Here is a 16,457-nt window from a genome sequence, read left to right as displayed (position 1 = left end):
GTCAGGACTCCTGGTCGTGCCGATTGACCCGCTCTTCCAACTTGTTCTGCAGGTGCGAGAGCACCGTGGCCAGAATCCAGTAGATCAGGGCGGCGGCCAGATACATGGTGAAGATTTCGAAAGTACGAGCGGTGATCAATTGCGCCTGGCGGAACAGTTCCGGCACCTGGATGGTAGCGGCCAGCGCCGTGTCCTTGACCAGCGAAATGAAGCTATTGCCCAGCGGCGGCAGGGCCGTGCGCATCGCTTGCGGCAGGATGGCCCGGCGCAGGGTCTGCGCGCGGGTCATGCCGATACTCGCGGCGGCTTCCCACTGGCCACGTTCGATGGAGCTGATCGCGGCACGCAGGATTTCACAGGCGTAGGCGGCCATGTTCAGCGAGAAGCCGATCAGGGCGGCTGGCAGTGGATCGAGTTCGATGCCCAATTGCGGCAAGCCGTAATAGATCACGAACAACTGCACCAGCAACGGCGTGCCGCGAAAGAACGACACGTAGATGCGGGCCAGCCAGCTGACCGATTTGAAACGCGACAAGCGCATCAACGCCAGGCCGAAGCCCATCACCAGGCCGAAGAACATTCCGCCCAGGCTCAGGATGACCGTGTAATACGCGCCCTTCAGCAGGAAGGGCGCGGAGTCCAGCGCAAGTTGGAAAGCTTCTTCCATTATTGAGTGACGTCAGCGCTGAAGTATTTTTCCGAAAGCTTTTTCAGCGTACCGTCGGCGCGCAGCTTGTCGATGGCCTTGTTCACGGCAGCCAGCAGTTCAGGCTCGCCTTTGCGCAGGGCAACACCGGCTTCCTGGCGGGAGAAGGCTTCGCCGGCAGCGGAGGTGTCCTTGGCTTTCTTGGCGTATTCGAGAGCAGCGAGGCGGTCGATCAGAATGGCATCGGTGCGGCCGTTACGCAGGTCGGCGAACTTGCTCGGATCATCTTCATAGGTACGCACGTCAGCGGTCGGCACGTTGGCTTTGACCCATTGCTCGTAGTTGGTGCCCAGGCCTACGCCGACTTTCTTGCCACCCAGGTCGGCGGCGGTCTTGATGTTCAGCTCCGCAGCTTTCTTGGTCAGCACCAGCGCCTGAATCCCGGAAACGGTGTACGGCTCGGAGAAGTCATACTTCTTCTTGCGCTCGTCCGAGATGGTCACTTGGTTGATCACGGCGTCCAGACGCTTGGATTCCAGCGCCGCGAGGATGCCGTCCCATTTGGTCGGTTGCAGTTTGACCTTCACGCCCAGCTCTTTGGCCAGGGCTTCGGAGAACTCGACTTCGAAGCCGGCCAGTTTGCCGTCGGCGTCGACGAAACTGAACGGTGGATAAGTGCCTTCCAGGCCGACGTTGATCACGCCTGCGTCCTTGATTTTTTGCAGCTGCTCACCGGCAACCGCTTGCCCCAACAGGCCGGCGCTCAGTGCCAGGCCCAGCGAACCAACCAGCAGGTTTCGACGTAGTGCGGAAAAATTCATGACAAGCCCCTGTGTTTTCTTATGGAAGACGCTATTAGGAATGTTGGCAAAATCGGGATTTGAACGATTGCGATATCCTGCCCTAAAGCAGCTTATGCGTCTCGCGCCAAATTCGCCTTCGGCGCGACTATATGATGGTGTGTATAGATAGGAAAATACTAAATATTCAGTTTGTTATGCCTTAATTGAATATGAGGCTGGCGCGGTTCCTTGTGGCGAGGGGGCTTGCCCCCGTTCGGCTGCGAAGCAGTCGTAAAGTCTGCTCACTCGGTATGACTGATGGACGAAAGGGGCCGCTGCGCGACCCAACGGGGGCAAGCCCCCTCGCCACAAGGTCACGGCTTATAGAAAATCCTTATAGGCAAACAACGCCGGCGCCCCGCCGGTGTGCAGGAAGATGATCGGGCCGTCATCAAAGCGCCCACGCCCGATGCCATCGAGCAACCCGGCCATGGCCTTGCCGGTGTACACCGGGTCCAGCAGCAAACCTTCCTGACTCGCCAGCAACTTCACCGCCGACAACGTCCCGGCATTCGGCTCGCCATAACGCGGGCCGAAGTATTCGTCCCACAGTTCAACCTTGAAATGCTCCGGCAAACTCACACCCAGCAACTCAGCCGTGCGTTCGGCCAGGCCCTGAACTTTCGGCCGCTGATCTTCTTCGCTGCGGGAAACCGTCACGCCAATCACTGGCAAATCCGGGAGTGCTTCGCTCAAGGCCAGCGCCAGACCGCTGTGGGTGCCGGCACTGCCCGATGCCAGGACCACGGCGGCGAATTGCAGGCCGGTGTCCTTGATCTGTTCAGCCAATTCCAATCCTGCACGTACGTAACCCAATGCGCCCAATGCATTCGAGCCACCAATCGGCACCACATACGGCGTCTTGCCGTTGTTGCGCAGACGATCGGCCAAGGCTTGCAGTTGGTCGTCGGCGTTGTCGAGGTTCTCCACCAGTTCGACCTTGGTGTCGAACAGGTCCAGCAGCAGGCGATTGCCGTTGCCGACATAGTTGGCATCGTCGGTACCCAGCGGGTTTTCCAGCAACGCCACGCAACCCAGCCCAAGCTTGGCGGCGATGGCGGCAGTCTGGCGTACGTGGTTGGATTGCAGAGCACCCGCGGTGATCAACGTGTCGGCGCCCTGGGCCAAAGCATCGGCGGCCAGGTATTCGAGTTTGCGCAGCTTGTTGCCGCCCATGGCCAGCGGTGTCAGGTCATCGCGCTTGACGTACACATCGCGGCCCAACCAGGTCGACAGTCGTTCAAGTTTTTCCAGGGCGGTGGGATGGCCGAGCAGGTCGAGGCGGTTAAAGCGGGCAAGCGATTGTTTGATCATGGGTCCGTACTGGCGGGAAGAGATGTCAGGACTATAGGCACGCCCATTTGTACGGGCAACCGCCAATCGCTTATATCCGAATGTATTGGTCACAGCACAATTGGTTCTTAATTCGGCTTCGAGCCCTTGCCGTAAAGTAATCGCCGTCAACGCGGCCAGACAGTCCGGCCGCCCGTGAGGAGTTTTTTACCGTGAGCGAGCGTTCCAGCCATTGGCAATTGCAGACCATCGTCAGCCAACTGCGCACCGCGCGTGATCAATGGCGTGCACAAAACGGCCGCGCCAGCGGCGAGCAGGGCGGTCGCGAGTTGCCGTCCCGGGCGGCCATGGCGGAGATTCTCGAAGCCCTGTGCGGTGCGTTGTTCCCGATGCGCTTGGGGCCGGTGGATTTACGTGAAGAGAGTGAAGACTTCTACGTCGGCCACACCCTTGATGTCGCGCTGAATGCGTTGCTGGCCCAGGCGCGGCTTGAGCTGCGTTATGCCGCTCGCCACAGCGACCAGGCCGATACCGAAGTCGAGGCCAAGACGATTCAGATCATCCAGGACTTTGCCCTCGCATTGCCGGGGCTGCGCAGTCTGTTGGACACCGACGTGCTGGCGGCTTATCACGGCGACCCGGCGGCCCGCAGCGTCGATGAAGTGTTGCTGTGCTATCCGGGGATTCTGGCGGTGATACACCATCGCCTCGCCCACCATTTGTACCGCGCCGGGTTGCCGTTACTGGCGCGGATCAGCGCGGAAATCGCTCACTCCGCCACCGGTATCGATATCCACCCGGGCGCGCAGATCGGCCGCAGCTTCTTTATCGATCACGGGACGGGTGTGGTGATCGGCGAGACGGCGATCATTGGCGAGCGGGTGCGGATTTATCAGGCCGTGACCCTGGGCGCCAAGCGTTTCCCTTCGGACGAGGACGGGCAGTTGCAGAAGGGCCATCCGCGGCATCCGATCGTTGAGGACGATGTGGTGATCTACGCCGGAGCGACGATTCTCGGGCGGATCACCATCGGCAAGGGTTCGACCATTGGCGGCAACGTGTGGTTGACCCGCAGCGTGCCGGCGGGGTGCAACCTGACGCAGGCGAATTTGCAGCATGATGATGGGACGCAGAAGTAAGTTTCGAAATCTTGGCTGACTGAGCGGGCCTCTTCGCGGGCAAGCCTCGCTCCTACAGGTCGTGCGCCATTTTCATATCGGCACACGAACTGTAGGAGCGAGGCTTGCCCGCGAATGGTTTCAAGCCGAACCGCGATAATGGCATTCCGCCAATTTTCCAGTGAACGAATCCTCCAAACCCCGCGTCATACCCTTCCTTGAGCTAGCGTAGGAAAGCGACCGCCGAGCCCTGCGATTAGTCCTTAGCACGCTATTCATGTTTAACTTGAACGCTCATTCAAGTTAAACCGCCGGTTTGCTGCCCGCTCACAACAGGAGGCTTGCCCTTGCCGAGTCCGTTATTGATTGCCCTGTTTCACCCCCTTGAGGCGCACTGTTCATGAGTGCACCGTCCACCTCCCCCAGCGGCCAGGTCCGCATGAATCCGCCGGTGTTCTACTTTGCGGCGGGTTTCATTCTGCTGTTCGGCATCGTCGTCATGGCCATGCCTAAACAGGCCGGTGCCTGGTTACTGGAAGCGCAAAACTGGGCGGCCAATACGGTCGGCTGGTATTACATGCTCGCGATGACCCTGTATCTGGTCTTCGTGGTGGTCACCGCGTTGTCTGGCTACGGCAAGATCAAGCTCGGTGCCGACCACGACGAGCCCGAATTCAGTTATCTGTCCTGGGCCGGCATGCTGTTCGCCGCCGGGATCAGCATCACGCTGTTTTTCTTTTGCGTGTCCGAACCGCTGACACACCTGGCACAGCCGCCCCAAGGCACCGCCGGTACGCCGGAAGCGGCGCGGCAGGCGATGCAGATTCTGTTTCTGCACTGGGGCCTGCATGGCTGGGGCGTGTTCGCTTTCGTCGGCATGGCGCTGGCCTACTTCGCCTATCGGCATAACCTGCCGCTGGCCCTGCGCTCGGCGCTGTACCCGCTGATTGGCAAACGCATCAACGGCCCGATCGGCTACGCGGTGGATGGCTTCGGCATCATCGCCACGGTGTTCGGCCTCGGCGCGGACATGGGCTTCGGGGTCTTGCACCTGAACTCGGGGCTCGACTACCTGTTCGGCATCGCCCACACCCACTGGATTCAGGTCGGCCTGATCACCCTGATGATGGGCGCGGCGATCATTGTCGCGGTGTCCGGCGTCGATAAAGGCGTGCGGGTGATGTCCGACATCAACATGCTGCTGGCCTGTGCGCTGCTGCTGTTCGTGTTGTTTGCCGGCCCGACGCAGCACCTGCTCAACACCTTGATCCAGAACATCGGCGACTACCTCGGCGCGTTGCCGATGAAGAGTTTCGACCTCTACGCCTACGACAAACCCAGCGACTGGCTGGGCGGCTGGACGGTGTTCTACTGGGCCTGGTGGATTGCATGGTCGCCGTTCGTGGGCCTGTTCATCGCACGGATTTCCCGTGGCCGGACCATCCGCGAATTCGTCTTTGGCGTGTTGCTGATTCCGCTCGGGTTCACCCTGGCGTGGATGTCGATCTTCGGCAACAGTGCCATCGATCAAGTCCTCAACCACGGCATGACAGCGCTGGGTATGTCGGCCATCGATAACCCGTCGATGACCTTGTACCTGCTGCTCGAAACCTACCCGTGGAGCAAAACCGTGATCGCGGTGACGGTGTTTATCAGCTTCGTGTTCTTCGTCACGTCCGCCGACTCGGGCACCGTGGTGTTGTCGACGCTCTCTGCCAAGGGCGGCAACCCGGATGAAGACGGGCCGAAATGGCTGCGGGTGTTCTGGGGTGCGATGACGGCCTTGGTGACCAGTGCGCTGCTGTTCTCGGGCAGCATCGATGCGTTGAAATCAGCCGTCGTGCTGACCTCGTTGCCGTTCTCGATGATCCTGCTGCTGATGATGTGGGGGCTGCACAAGGCGTTCTACCTGGAGTCCCAGAAGCAGATTGCGCAGATGCATTCCCTGGCACCGGTCTCCGGTTCCAAGCGGGGCGGCTGGCGTCAGCGCTTGAGTCAGGCGGTGCATTTCCCGTCGCGGGATGAGGTTTATCGCTTCCTCGAAACCACGGTTCGTCCGGCGATAGAAGAAGTGACGGCGGTGTTTGTCGAGAAGGGTTTGAACGTGGTCGCTCAGCCGGATCCGGCGAACGACAGCGTCAGCCTGGAAATCGGGCATGGCGAGCAGCATCCGTTTATCTATCAGGTGCAGATGCGTGGTTACTTCACGCCGTCCTTCGCCCGTGGCGGCATGGGTTCCAAGCAACTCAACAACCGTCGCTACTACCGGGCCGAAGTGCATTTGAGCGAGGGCAGTCAGGACTACGATCTGGTGGGTTACACCAAGGAGCAGATCATCAACGACATCCTCGACCAGTACGAACGGCACATGCAGTTCCTGCATTTGGTTCGTTGATCGGGAGCCGGTGGCGACTAGGTTTTGCTCAGCACCATGAACAGAACCAGCGCCGCCACCGGCACGCTGAACACCACCGTGCCGACCCCCAGTTCCGAGCTTACGGACTGGCGGGCCGTGACCACGCCCACCGCGCCGTTGATCACCGTCAACGCCAGCCACAGCACGACGAAACTGTACGTCAGCGTCTGGCGGCTGAAGCCGACTCGCTCGCCGATGTAGAGCATCAGCGCCAGCAGGACCAGGCCGAAGAAAATGATGATGGTGGTGTGCATGGTGTGGTCCGTCCTTTAGATGTTTGGTGCCTGATAGGCCGCTTTCGCGGGCAAGCCTCGCTCCTACAAGGGGGGGCGCGTTCCGTAGGAGCGAGGCTTGCCCGCGAAGGCGTCCTTACTGACTCACGCGAAGCAAATCATCAATCCCGATCCGCTTGGCAAACTCGATCCGCACCCGCTCCGACACTTCCAGCACCACCGCCGCGCCATCCCCGACAAAATCGATCACCGAGCGCGCCGGCCGCGAGCCTTGCGGCAGTCCGACAATGCGCACGATGTCATCGGCCACTGCTTGCGGATCGGCATCGTCCGGGGTCAATGCGCTCAATCGTTCGCCGACTTTATCCATCACCCCGTCATATCGAGCATAGGCTGCGTTGCGCGCGATGTCGGCCGGTTTGCCGGCGCTTGGGAAATGATCGGTGCCACGGGTGAACGCGCCGGGCACCACGATCGAGGTTTCGATGCCGAAGCGGGTCAGTTCATAGGACATGCTCACCGCGAGGGAATCCATCGCTGCTTTCGCGGCGGCGTACGGCCCCATGAACGGTGGGTAACCGCCCTTGGTTGTGGAGCTGCTGATCCACAACACCAACCCCGAAGCCTGGGCGCGCATCTGTGGCAACACCGCGCGGCTGACCCGATGGGCGCCGTAGAAGTTGGTGTCGAAGACCTTCATGATTTCTTCGGCGGTGAAGGCTTCGCTCGGGCCGATCACCAGGTGCCCGGCGTTCTGGATCACCACGTCGAGGCGACCTTGCTCCTTGACGATGGTGGCAACCGCCGCGTCCGCCGAATCCTGGGACAACACGTCCAGCTCCAGCGGATGCAACTCGACGTTCTGCGCCTTCGCCCATTGGCGAATGGCGTCGGCCCGCGTGGCGTTGCGCCCGTTCACGTCACGCATGCTGGCGTAAACGATGTGCCCGGCCCGGGCGAGGGATTCAGCGGCGACTTTGCCGATACCGGTACCGGCGCCCGTGATGAGGATGACGTTTTTCATAAGGTTCTCCTTGATTCGGCTGGCTTAAACCAGACCACCGTTGACCCGCAGGATCTGCCCGTTGACCCAGCCCGAATCCGGGCCTGCCAGGAAAGACACGACGCGGGAGATATCTTCTGGCTGAGCCAGGCGTTCCAGCGGCGCCATTTTGGCGAAGGTCTGGATCTGTTCTTCGCTCTTGCCGTGCAGGAACAGGTCGGTGGCGACCGGGCCTGGCGCGACTGCATTGACCGTGATGTTGCGACCGCGCATTTCCTTGGCGAACACTTGGGTCAGGGATTCCACCGCCGCTTTGCTGGCGATGTACACCGCGTAGCCCGGCAGGTTCAGGCCGACGGTGCTGCTGGAGAAGTTGATGATTCGGCCGCCACTGTTCAGGCGCGTGGCGGCTTCACGCAAAGCGTTGAACGTGCCACGGGTGTGGATGTTGAAGTTCTGGTCGAACAGTTCGTCGCTGTGCTGCGCCAGTGGCAACACCTTGAGGATCCCGGCGTTGTTGACCAGCACATCGACCTTGCCCAGTTGCGTTTCGGTCTCGTCGAACAAACGGCGAACGTCGTCGGCACTGGAAACGTCGGCCTTGATCGCTATGGCCTGGTGGCCAGCCTGCCGCAGCTCGACTACCAGTTTCGAGGCTTCGGTGGCGCTGCTGGCGTAGTTGATCGCGACGGCAAATCCTTCGTTGGCCAGTTGTCTGGCGATCACCGCGCCGATGCCGCGGGAGGCACCGGTGACGATGGCTACTTTCGAAGTTTGAGTGGTCATGGCGGTGGTTCCTGTGAAGTGGTTGGCTTGGAGTGGAGCCAACTTCACATGTTTACTCAGGGCGATAAATGCACGAGAGTTGCCTTGACTGTTCAATAATCGCCAACAATCGAAGGCCAGGAGCCGAACGTGGATCAAGTCAAAGCGATGAAGGTTTTCGTGCGGATCTACGAGCGCAGCAGCTTCACCCTGGCCGCCGATGACCTGAACCTGCCACGGGCCACGCTGACCCACACGCTGAACCAGTTCGAAGCCTGGCTCGGTACGCGACTTCTGGAACGCAGTACGCGCAAAGTGCGCCCGACCCTGGATGGCGAGGCGTATTACCAGCGTTGCGTGCAGTTGTTGGCAGAGCTGGAAGAAGCCGAACTGGCGTTCCGCAGCGTGGCGCCGAAAGGGCGGCTGCGCGTGGATTTGCATGGCACCTTGGCCAAGCACTTTGTGATCCCGGCGTTACCGCAATTCATGGCCCGTTATCCGGACATCGAGCTCTCGATCAGCGAGGCCGACCGTTTTGTCGACTTGATCGCTGAAGGCGTCGATTGTGTGCTGCGCGCTGGCACGCTGAGTGACTCGGCATTGATCGGCAAACGCGTGGCCAACCTGCGCCAGATCACCTGCGCCAGCCCCGCGTACCTGCGCAAATACGGCGAACCGAAAAGCCTCGAAGACCTGAAACATCACCGCGCGGTGAACTACGTGTCGCGCACCACCGCCAAGCAGTTTCCGTTTGAATTCATGGTCGATGGCGAGCTGCAGGAAGTGACCATCGATGGCGCGCTGTCGGTATTCGGCGCCGAGATCTACGCCGCCTCGGCGATTGCCGGGCTCGGCATCATCCAGTGCCCGCACTACCGGATGGAAACCCAGATAGCCCAAGGCCTGGTGCAGGAAATCCTCACCGACACACCGCCACCACCGATGCCGGTTTCAGTGCTGTACCCACACAACCGCCACATGTCGCCACGGGTCCGGGTGTTTGTGGATTGGTTGGGGGAAGTGTTTGCGGGGGCGCGGTAGCCAAGGCTACCAAGCCTGGCAAATAAACCTGTGGGAGCGGGCTTGCTCGCGAAAGCGTTCTGGCATTCAACATTGATGTCGTCTGATACGCCGCCTTCGCGAGCAAGCCCGCTCCCACAGGTATTGTGCAATTCCGTCAGGCGCTTTCGCGCTCGATCACGTGGCACTCCAGCAGGTTCAGCCGCCGCACCTCATCCTCCACCGGCAACACCCCCAAGCTCTCCAGCACCCGCGTCGCCGCCATTACGCCAATCTCCAGCGCGGGCGGTTTGATGGTGCTCAAACTCGGCAGCAGCATTTCGGCGAACGGGTAATCGCCGAACCCAAGGACAGCGCAGTCTTCAGGAATTTTCAGCCCAGCACGTTGCCCGGCCAGCAAGCCGCCGGCGGCGAGGTTGTCGTTGGCGAAGATGATGGCGTCGGGGCGCGGTGAGGCGCTCATCAGGGCTTCCATCGCCTGTTTGCCGGCCTCGAACGGCGCGCGGTCCGCATCCGGGGCGAACACCCACGGTTCCAGCCCCAACTCGCGAACGGTGGCCGCGTAGCCATCCCGTCGCTCCAATGCACTGAGATCCCCGGGTGCGCTGTTCTGCACGAAGGCTATCCGCCGATAGCCTTTGCCGTGCAGATACCGTGCAGCTGTCACACCGACTTCGAAATGCGAAAAACCAATCTGCAGCGGCTCGCGTTCGGGTTGGTAATCCCAGGTTTCAATCACCGGGATGTCCGCTTCGGCGATCATCTTTTCGGTGCCGGCGCTGTGGAAGTGACTGGTCAGCACCAGCGCTGCCGGCGACCAGCCGAGGAACGCTCGCACGGCGCTTTCTTCCTGCTCGGCGCTGAAGTAGCTCGACGCCAGCAACAGCTGATAACCGTGGCGGCTGAGGGTGTCGCTGAAGCCCTGGATGGTGTTGGCGAAGATTGGCCCGGAGATGTTCGGAATCACCATGCCGACAATCTTGCCGCGCGCCGATGCCAGCCCACCGGCCACCAGGTTCGGCACATAACCCAACTCCGCCACCACCGCCGCGATGCGCTCGCGCCGCTCCGGTGAAACCTGTTCCGGCTGATTGAAATAACGCGAGACGGTGATCGCCGAAACCCCGGCCTGCCGCGCCACGGTATTGAGCGTTACACGGCCGGCGCCACGGCGTTTGCGGGGCTTGTCTTCACTCAATGGGTGATCCCTATTCAAAACAAAAACGCATATAAAAGTAATTTTTCAGTATTGGACGGTCTATGCCAGGCTTGCTGATACTGGCGATGTTAGCGCTAACAAAGCGTTCTGTCTGCTACTCGCTCGAGCGAATGCCCAAGACACATTCACAGGCGCTGTCTTCGCAGAAGGGCAGCGGTTCAGGGCAATTTTTCGAGCGGGCAGACCATGCACAGCATTCCTGGGGAATCACACAAACTGGCGCGATCGATTCGCGCCGCTACACCACGCCGGCCGCATTTGGGCTGGCTGCTCGCCGGGTTGACCGCGCTGCCTGTGCCCGGCGCTTTCGCCGCCGACAGCGCAGACCAGGAACCCACCCTCAAGTCCGTCACGGTCACCGCTACTCGGCGCGAAGAGTCGTTGCAGAAAGTCCCGGTGGCGGTGTCGGTGCTGGATGGCGAGCAACTTGAGCGCGACAACCGCAATGGCGTGGCCAGCATCGTCCAGCAAGTGCCGTCGTTGAATTTCCGCACCGGTGCGTCGAACAAGGACACCTCGCTATTCGTTCGCGGTGTGGGCACGATTTCCACGTCGCCAGGCGTAGAGCCGACCGTGGCCACGGTGATCGACGGCGTGGTCTATGCCCGTCCCGGGCAGGCGACCCTCGACCTGCTGGATTTGGAGCGCATTGAAGTCCTGCGCGGCCCTCAGGGCACGCTGTTCGGCAAGAACGCCTCGGCCGGCGTGCTCAACATCACCAGCAAAGCGCCGACCGCCGAGACCCACGGTTTCATCGATCAGTCGTACTACAGCGGCAACGAAAGCCGTACCCGTTTCGGCATCGGCGGCAGCCTGATTCCGGACACGCTGAAAGGCTCGATCACCACGCTGTTCGGCAGCTACGACGGCAACGTCGACAACGAACACAACGGTCAGGAGGTCAACGGCTACAACCACAAAGGCGCGCGCGGCAAACTGGAATTCACCCCGAACGACGACCTCAAATTCACCCTGATTGCGGACTACATGCAGTCCCACGACGACGCGCCCAACGGCGTGGTCAGCAAATCCCTGACCCCGGCGTTCGCCAATGCCTTGAACCCGGTGCGGGCATCCAGCGACAACCGCGACATCAACACCGACACCCGCAGTCACGTGGATGACATCAACAAGGGCCTGTCCGGCCAGCTCGACTGGAACCTCGGCGATTACACCCTGACCTCGATCACTGCGTGGCGCGGCTGGGACAACACGCAGTATCAGGACGGCGATCGCCTCGGCACCGTGACCGCTGCGTTCCCTGGCACCGCCGACAAGGGCGATCTGGCGTTCGATCAGTATTCCCAGGAGCTGCGTCTGGCGTCGCCGAAAGGCAAATTCCTCGAATACGTTGGCGGCCTGTTCTACATGCACGGCAAGGACGAGGAAACCTATCAGCGCACGCTGACCACGCCGACCAGCGTCAACCGTGGCGTCGCCGATTACAGCACCACCAGCGACAGCTACGCGGTGTTCGGCGAAAGCACCCTCAACTTCACCTCGAACTTGCGTGGTATCGCCGGTCTGCGCTGGACACACGACGATCTGGAATACGATCACCGTCGGGTTTCCACCTCAGCCACCACCGTCAGCGGCATTCAGCCGGGCACCCGCAGTTCGGGTTCGGTGGACGAAGACGGCTGGTCCGGGCGGCTCGGTGTGCAGTACGACTTGAGCGATACGGTCACCACTTACCTGACCTATTCGCGCGGCTACAAAGGCCCGGCCTACAACGTGTTCTTCAACATGCAGCCACGGGACACCGAGGCGCTGAAACCGGAGACTTCAAACACTTGGGAGGCCGGGATCAAAGCCACTTCCTGGAACAATCGCCTGACCACCAACCTGGCGGTATTCCACAGCGATTACGACAACTATCAGGCGAACTTCTTCGACACTGTTGCCGGGCAAGTGGTGACCCGTTTGATCAACGCCGGCAGTGTCAGCACCGAAGGCGTCGAGCTCGATTACGCCTTGCAGGCCACCCAGCAATTGAAGTTCTCCGGCGCCCTGGCCTACACCCGCGCGCGCATCGACGAGTTCGCCTGCCCGGCTGGTGCGGCGGCGTCGTGCAACGTCAATGGCAAGCCGCTGCCGTTCAGTCCTGACTGGAAAAGCTATGTGCGTGCCGACTACAGCATCCCGCTGGATAACGGCCTGGATATCGAACTCGGCACCGACTACAGCTGGCAGAGCGAAGTGCAGTACGACATCAGCCAGAACGTCGACACCAAGCAGGGCGCCTACGGTTTGTGGAACGCCAGCGTGGCCCTGGCGGATTACAGCAACGGCTGGCGCGTCGCGCTGCTGGGCAAGAACCTCGCCGACAAGTCCTACTCGCCACTGCTGGCCAGCGGCGGCAGCTACATCTACCGCGCCGTGCCACGGGACGATGAGCGCTACTTCGGCGTGCAACTGCGCAAGGATTTCTGACCATGTCTCGACAGCTCAAGCTTGGCGCGTTCCTGATGGCCACCGGGCACCACGTCGCTGCCTGGCGTCATCCCGACGTGCCGGCCGACGCCGGACTCGACTTCGCCCACTACAAGCACCTGGCGCAGATCGCCGAGGCGGCGAAGTTTGACGCGTTGTTCATCGCCGACAGCCTGGCGGCTCCAACCGGAGCGATTGCCAGCCACATGGCGCGCTCAGACCACTTTGAACCCCTGACTTTGCTCGCTGCATTGAGCGCTGTGACTGAGCGTCTCGGGCTGATTGCCACCGCTACAACCAGCTATAACCAGCCGTACCACGTAGCACGAAAGTTCGCTTCCCTGGACCATCTTTCCGGGGGGCGCTCGGGGTGGAATCTGGTGACTTCCGACAATGCCGCCGAAGCGCAAAATTTCGGTCGTGACGAGCATATCGGTCACGCCGACCGCTACTGCCGGGCCCGGGAGTTTTATCAGGTGGTCACCGGACTCTGGGACAGTTGGCAGGACGATGCCTTCGTGCGCGACAAAGCCAGCGGTACGTACTACCACCCGGAAAAAGTACACGTACTGGATCATGTCGGTGAGTACTTCCGGGTCAAAGGCCCGCTGAACGTGGCGCGCTCACCCCAGGGACAACCGGTGATTGTGCAGGCCGGTTCTTCCGAGCTCGGTCGTGAACTGGCGGCGCAAACTGCTGAAGTGGTGTTCACCGCGCAGACTTCTCTGGCCAATGCCCAAGCGTTTTATACGGACCTCAAAGGACGCTTGAGTCGCTACGGTCGCAGTGACGATTCGCTGAAAATCATGCCCGGTGTTTTTGTGGTCGTCGGGCAGACCGAAAGCGAAGCGCAGGAGAAATATGAAACGTTTCAGCAATTAGTCGAACCCGGGGTTGGCGTCGCATTACTTGGGCGTATGCTGGGCAACTTCGACTTGTCGAAGTACCCGTTGGACGGACCGCTGCCGGAATTACCATTGACCGAAAGCGGCCAGCAAAGCCGTCAGAAACTGCTGACCGAACTGGCAGGCCGGGAAAACCTCAGCCTCGCTGAACTGGGCCGCAAGATTGCCGGTGGCCGTGGGCATTACAGCCTGGTGGGCACGCCGGTACAGATTGCCGACCGTTTGCAGGAATGGTTCGAACAGGGCGCGGCGGATGGCTTCAACGTGTTGGTGCCGCATCTGCCGGGTGGGCTGGAAGACTTTGCCAATGGCGTGGTTCCGGAACTGCAACGCCGAGGCTTGTTCAGAACAGAGTACGAAGGCCGGACCTTGCGCCAGAACCTTGGGCTCGCCAGGCCAGGCAATAGATTTACGTAACACCCTGTAGGAGCGAGGCTTGCCCGCGAAGGCAATCTTGAATACGCCTTCGCCAGCAAGCTTGGCTCCCACAGACTCCAGACAAAACAGACAAGAGAGGATTCGATGACTTACACCGCTGCCGAAAACCGCTATGACTCCATCCCTTACCGCCGCGTAGGCCGCAGCGGGCTGGTGCTGCCGGCGCTGTCCCTGGGCCTGTGGCATAACTTCGGCGACAGCACGCCGATCGACACCCAGCGCTCGTTGCTGCGCACCGCATTCGACCTGGGCATCAACCACTTCGACCTGGCCAACAACTACGGCCCGCCGTATGGCAGCGCCGAAATCAACTTCGGTCGCCTGCTGCGCGAAGACTTCAAGCAGTACCGCGACGAGCTGATCATCTCCAGCAAGGCCGGTTGGGACATGTGGCCAGGCCCGTACGGCCAGGGGGGCGGTTCGCGCAAATACGTGCTGGCCAGCCTCGACCAGAGCCTGCAACGCCTGGGCCTCGATTATGTGGATATTTTCTACTCCCACCGCTTCGATCCGGACACCCCACTGGAAGAAACCGCCAGCGCATTGGCCACTGCGGTGCAGCAGGGCAAGGCGTTGTACATCGGCATCTCGTCGTATTCCGGGGTAAAAACCCGCGAAATCGCCGCGCTGTTGCAAGAGTGGAAAGTGCCGCTGCTGATTCACCAACCGGCCTACAACCTGCTCAATCGCTGGGTGGAAAAGGATCTGCTGGACGTCACCGACGAACTCGGCGCCGGCGTGATTGCCTTCACTCCGTTGGCCCAGGGGCTGTTGACCGACAAATACCTCAACGGCATTCCGAAGGACGCGCGGGTCAATCGTCCGGGCGGTGGTTCGTTGCAGGAATCGCATCTGTCCGAAGCCAACATCGCCCATGTGCGTGGGCTCAACGAAATCGCCAAGCGTCGCGGCCAGAGCCTGGCGCAACTGGCGTTGGCCTGGACCCTGCGCGACCCACGCGTGACCTCGGCCCTGATCGGTGCGAGCCGGCCGGAGCAGATTATCGAAAACGTCGGTGCGTTGAAGAACCTGAGCTTTAGCGCGGAAGAGTTGGCGGAGATCGATCGGTTTGCCCAGGAAGGCGGGATCAATCTTTGGGAGAAGCCTTCGACGGCTGAGTAAGTGTTTGGCGCTGGATCTTCCGGCGCCTTTTGGATCGCCATCGCGAGCAAGCTCGCTCCCACAGGTTTTGCATCAACGCAGATCCACTGTGGGAGCGAGCTTGCTCGCGATGGGGCCAGATCGGGCAATGAAGAAATCAATGCTCACCGAAAAAACGGCACATCCCCCAACACCGTCGCCCGCTGCATCACCCGCCGCGCCGGGCGGTAGTCGTCCACCGCGTAATGCTGGGTCACGCGGTTATCCCAGAACGCCACGTCGTCCTTCTGCCAGCGCCAGCGAATGGTGAATTCCGGCCGGGTCGCGTGGGCGAACAGCAGCTTCAGAATCGCCTCGCTTTCGGTCTCCGACAATTCATTGATCTTCGACGTGAACCCTTCATTGACGAACAGCGAACGGCGCCCGCTCACCGGGTGCGTACGGATCACCGGGTGCGACAGCGGCGGATTCTTGCGCCGGGCTTCTTCCCACTGCGCCAATGCCTCAGGCGTGTTGCCATAGCGTTCCAGCGGAAATGAGCGCGTGAAATCGTGAGTCGCGGTCAGGCCTTCGAGCAAGGTTTTCATCGGCGCCGACAACGCCTCATACGCCGCGATCCCGCTGGCCCACAAGGTGTCGCCGCCGAACTCCGGAAGCAACTTGGCGCTGAGTACCGCGCCCAGGGCCGGGGTTGGCAGGAAGGTCACGTCGGTGTGCCAGATCGCGTTGTCGCGCACGTCGGTGACGGCGGTGTCGAGGATCAGCACTTCCGGTTGTTCCGGCACGTTCGGGTAGATCGGATGAATGTGCAGGTCGCCGAAATTCGCGGCGAATCGCGCTTGTTGCTGCGGCGTGATCGGCTGGTCGCGAAAGAACAGTACTTGGTGTTTGAGCAGCGCCTGTTCGATGGCGTCGCGCTGTTCCTGGTCCAGCGGCTGGCTGATGTCGATGCCGCTGATTTGCGCACCGAGGGCCGAGCTTAGAGGGACGATGGTCAAGTTGCTCATGGTGGTTCTCTTCAATCT

14 protein-coding genes are annotated in these 16,457 nt (G+C 61.0%); 6 read left to right on the top strand and 8 right to left on the bottom strand.

Translation table 11 applies throughout. The annotated features are described in order from the left end of the window. Position 1: 1 nt before the first annotated feature. From tcyL to ACIOYV_RS20075, 3 genes are all read right to left on the bottom strand, one after another. A complete protein-coding gene (gene tcyL / locus ACIOYV_RS20085; protein WP_054047827.1) occupies positions 2-667 on the bottom strand; it encodes a cystine ABC transporter permease in 666 nt (221 codons plus the stop codon). Further along, positions 667-1,467 (bottom strand): cystine ABC transporter substrate-binding protein, encoded by an 801-nt coding sequence (tcyJ, locus tag ACIOYV_RS20080; protein WP_054616549.1) that lies wholly within the window; start codon positions 1,465-1,467, stop codon positions 667-669. Before tcyJ ends, tcyL begins: the two co-directional genes overlap by 1 nt. 342 nt (positions 1,468-1,809) lie before the next feature. Then, positions 1,810-2,802 (bottom strand): D-cysteine desulfhydrase, encoded by a 993-nt coding sequence (locus ACIOYV_RS20075; RefSeq protein ID WP_401326369.1) that lies wholly within the window; start codon positions 2,800-2,802, stop codon positions 1,810-1,812. A 191-nt stretch (positions 2,803-2,993) separates the two neighbouring features. On the opposite strand from ACIOYV_RS20075, the gene epsC reads away from it, so the two are divergent. Next, on the top strand, positions 2,994-3,920 hold the full coding sequence (gene epsC, locus ACIOYV_RS20070; protein ID WP_054047822.1) for a serine O-acetyltransferase EpsC: 927 nt from the start codon (positions 2,994-2,996) through the stop codon (positions 3,918-3,920). A gap of 418 nt (positions 3,921-4,338) precedes the next feature. Then, positions 4,339-6,294 carry a choline transporter BetT gene (gene betT / locus ACIOYV_RS20065; RefSeq protein ID WP_177331475.1) on the top strand — a complete coding sequence of 652 codons (1,956 nt, stop codon included), beginning with the start codon at positions 4,339-4,341 and terminating at the stop codon, positions 6,292-6,294. Positions 6,295-6,311: 17 nt separating this feature from the next. Here betT and ACIOYV_RS20060 read toward each other — a convergent pair whose 3' ends face one another. The 3 genes from ACIOYV_RS20060 to ACIOYV_RS20050 all read right to left on the bottom strand — a co-directional run bounded on the left by ACIOYV_RS20060 (position 6,312) and on the right by ACIOYV_RS20050 (position 8,337). Further along, positions 6,312-6,569, bottom strand: a complete 258-nt coding sequence (locus tag ACIOYV_RS20060) for a hypothetical protein (protein WP_401326366.1) — start codon at positions 6,567-6,569, stop codon at positions 6,312-6,314. Positions 6,570-6,684: 115 nt separating this feature from the next. Then, complete coding sequence (locus tag ACIOYV_RS20055; RefSeq protein WP_401326364.1) at positions 6,685-7,572, bottom strand: SDR family oxidoreductase; 888 nt, start codon at positions 7,570-7,572, stop codon at positions 6,685-6,687. A gap of 24 nt (positions 7,573-7,596) precedes the next feature. Continuing rightward, positions 7,597-8,337, bottom strand: coding sequence for an SDR family oxidoreductase (locus tag ACIOYV_RS20050; RefSeq protein ID WP_163907720.1), 741 nt, complete (start codon positions 8,335-8,337; stop codon positions 7,597-7,599). Positions 8,338-8,466: 129 nt separating this feature from the next. Here ACIOYV_RS20050 and ACIOYV_RS20045 point away from each other — a divergent pair, with 129 nt between their 5' ends. Then, positions 8,467-9,357, top strand: coding sequence for a LysR family transcriptional regulator (locus ACIOYV_RS20045; protein ID WP_401326360.1), 891 nt, complete (start codon positions 8,467-8,469; stop codon positions 9,355-9,357). A 136-nt stretch (positions 9,358-9,493) separates the two neighbouring features. On the opposite strand, the gene ACIOYV_RS20040 is transcribed toward ACIOYV_RS20045, so the two are convergent. Further along, positions 9,494-10,534, bottom strand: coding sequence for a LacI family DNA-binding transcriptional regulator (locus ACIOYV_RS20040; protein WP_401326357.1), 1,041 nt, complete (start codon positions 10,532-10,534; stop codon positions 9,494-9,496). Between the two features lie 207 nt (positions 10,535-10,741). On the opposite strand from ACIOYV_RS20040, the gene ACIOYV_RS20035 reads away from it, so the two are divergent. The 3 genes from ACIOYV_RS20035 (at position 10,742) to mgrA (ending at position 15,453) form a co-directional block, all read left to right on the top strand. Next, complete coding sequence (locus ACIOYV_RS20035; protein ID WP_401326354.1) at positions 10,742-12,988, top strand: TonB-dependent receptor; 2,247 nt, start codon at positions 10,742-10,744, stop codon at positions 12,986-12,988. A 2-nt stretch (positions 12,989-12,990) separates the two neighbouring features. Then, positions 12,991-14,310, top strand: coding sequence for an LLM class flavin-dependent oxidoreductase (locus tag ACIOYV_RS20030; protein WP_401326351.1), 1,320 nt, complete (start codon positions 12,991-12,993; stop codon positions 14,308-14,310). A 105-nt stretch (positions 14,311-14,415) separates the two neighbouring features. Then, positions 14,416-15,453, top strand: a complete 1,038-nt coding sequence (gene mgrA, locus ACIOYV_RS20025; RefSeq protein WP_054047800.1) for an L-glyceraldehyde 3-phosphate reductase — start codon at positions 14,416-14,418, stop codon at positions 15,451-15,453. Between the two features lie 143 nt (positions 15,454-15,596). Here the strand turns inward: mgrA and tauD are convergent, their stop codons facing one another. Further along, on the bottom strand, positions 15,597-16,439 hold the full coding sequence (tauD, locus tag ACIOYV_RS20020) for a taurine dioxygenase (RefSeq protein ID WP_054047798.1): 843 nt from the start codon (positions 16,437-16,439) through the stop codon (positions 15,597-15,599). Positions 16,440-16,457 lie beyond the last annotated feature (18 nt).

Source organism: Pseudomonas sp. NPDC087342, assembly GCF_044744265.1.
Taxonomy (GTDB): domain Bacteria; phylum Pseudomonadota; class Gammaproteobacteria; order Pseudomonadales; family Pseudomonadaceae; genus Aquipseudomonas; species Aquipseudomonas nunensis.
Note: the sequence above shows the minus strand (reverse complement) of the source record. Positions and strands in the feature narration are given on the sequence as shown.

Bases quoted from the DNA above. Each gene is read 5' to 3' on its own strand.
- mgrA (WP_054047800.1), top strand. From the start codon at position 14,416: ATGACTTACACCGCTGCCGAAAACCGCTATGACTCCATCCCTTACCGC.
- ACIOYV_RS20050 (WP_163907720.1), bottom strand. From the start codon at position 8,337: ATGACCACTCAAACTTCGAAAGTAGCCATCGTCACCGGTGCCTCCCGC.
- ACIOYV_RS20075 (WP_401326369.1), bottom strand. From the start codon at position 2,802: ATGATCAAACAATCGCTTGCCCGCTTTAACCGCCTCGACCTGCTCGGC.
- tcyL (WP_054047827.1), bottom strand. From the start codon at position 667: ATGGAAGAAGCTTTCCAACTTGCGCTGGACTCCGCGCCCTTCCTGCTG.
- ACIOYV_RS20060 (WP_401326366.1), bottom strand. From the start codon at position 6,569: ATGCACACCACCATCATCATTTTCTTCGGCCTGGTCCTGCTGGCGCTG.
- tauD (WP_054047798.1), bottom strand. From the start codon at position 16,439: ATGAGCAACTTGACCATCGTCCCTCTAAGCTCGGCCCTCGGTGCGCAA.
- tcyJ (WP_054616549.1), bottom strand. From the start codon at position 1,467: ATGAATTTTTCCGCACTACGTCGAAACCTGCTGGTTGGTTCGCTGGGC.
- ACIOYV_RS20035 (WP_401326354.1), top strand. From the start codon at position 10,742: ATGCACAGCATTCCTGGGGAATCACACAAACTGGCGCGATCGATTCGC.
- ACIOYV_RS20055 (WP_401326364.1), bottom strand. From the start codon at position 7,572: ATGAAAAACGTCATCCTCATCACGGGCGCCGGTACCGGTATCGGCAAA.
- ACIOYV_RS20030 (WP_401326351.1), top strand. From the start codon at position 12,991: ATGTCTCGACAGCTCAAGCTTGGCGCGTTCCTGATGGCCACCGGGCAC.
- betT (WP_177331475.1), top strand. From the start codon at position 4,339: ATGAATCCGCCGGTGTTCTACTTTGCGGCGGGTTTCATTCTGCTGTTC.